Below are 1,488 nucleotides of genomic sequence, written 5' to 3' on the forward strand. Positions count from 1 at the left end.
CTCGAAGGCCTTGGCCATTCCGGTCAGGCCAAGCTCGATCAGCCGTTCGTGGGTTGGGTGGTTAAGCATGCCGGGTCTCTCCTTGCTTCAGTGGAAGTAGTCGCGTCCGCGGATGTTGCCGTGGCGCAGGGGCTGGTGCTCGAAAGATTCGTCGAAGAACGTGCGATCGAGGCCGTTCTGGAGGATCGATCTAATCGAGGCGACGGAGCGCGCCTTGATGAGGATGCCCCTCCGGCAGGCTGCGTCGAGGCGTTCGGCGCCGTAGCTTTTGACGAGCGCCATACTGCCAAAGCAGGTTCGAAAGCCTTGTTCTGGATGGGGCCGGGCGTCGATCACGGCCTGGAAAAACGCTGCTGTCGAAGGACCGATCCGCTCGCCGGCGGCGATCACCGCGGCGGGGGTCCATTCGCCGTAGCGGCGATGGGCGCTGGGCATGTGGTCGGCGATGGTGGTGTGTCCGCGTCGGTTGGGCGCGCGGGCATGGCTGGCGATCCGCTGGCCCTTGTGGAAGATCTCGACCGTCCGATCGTCGATACGGGCATCGACCAGCTCGCCAATCAGACGATACGGCGCGGAGTACCAATGGCCGTCGACCTCGACATGATAATCGGGAGCGAGGCGGCAGCGCTTCCAGCGTGCGAAGGCATAAGGCTGATCTGGCAGCGGGGTTAGCTTGGGTTTGTCGAGTTCGGCAAACAGTTCGGCGCGGCTTGAGCCGAAGCCACGCATTTGACGAGCATTGAGTTCGTCGACGAGTGTCTTGATGGCGGCGTTGAGCTCGGCCCGGGAAAAGAAGCGCTGATTGCGCAGCCGGGCCAGAATCCAGCGCTGGGCGATTTGCACCGCGACCTCGACCTTCGCCTTGTCTTTTGGGCGCCGCGGCCGTGCGGCGAGAATGGCCGTGCCGTAATGGCTCGCCATCTCGGCATAAGTGCGATTGAGGCCGGGATCGTAGCGGTCGGGGTTGCTGACGGCGGCTTTGAGGTTGTCGCAGACCACGAACGTCGGCGTTCCGCTCAAAAACGTGAACAAGTTGACGTGGGCCCGGATCCAGTCGGCCAAGCTCTCGCTGGGGCAGGCCTCGGCGTAGGTGTAGTTCGAAGCGCCCATCGCCGCGACGAACAGCTTCATCGGCTGCACTTCCCCGGTCAGGGGATCGACGATGTCGATGGTGTCGCCGGCGAAATCCACGAACACCTTCTCGCCGCCCAGATGAATCTGCCGCATCGAAGGTCGGACCCGCCCCTTCCAGGCCTCGTAGGTAGTGCAGAACCACGTGTACCCGAAACCGTCGGGATTAACGGCGCGATACTCCTCCCAGAGCAGGCGACGGGTTACGTTGCGCCGGCGGAGCTCTTTATCGATGTAGCTCCAGTCGGGCACCGGCCGCTGCGGGCTCTGAGACGCTGGTCGTGGGGCCGGGAAAAGCAAAAGCTCCAGGTCTTCATCGGTCATTCCCTCCGGAAGCGGCCAGCTCAACCCAGCAGA

The 1,488-nt window shown here is 63.4% G+C and carries 1 protein-coding gene; it reads right to left on the minus strand.

From position 1 onward, the window contains the following. Window positions 1-87: 87 nt before the first annotated feature. Window positions 88-1,488: IS21-like element ISFK1 family transposase (gene istA / locus IC50_RS38115; protein ID WP_035716806.1), on the minus strand; the 1,401-nt coding region annotated here is incomplete at its 5' end.

Origin of the sequence: Bradyrhizobium genomosp. I (2014) (assembly GCF_000261685.1) — a bacterium.
GTDB lineage: Bacteria > Pseudomonadota > Alphaproteobacteria > Rhizobiales > Xanthobacteraceae > Bradyrhizobium.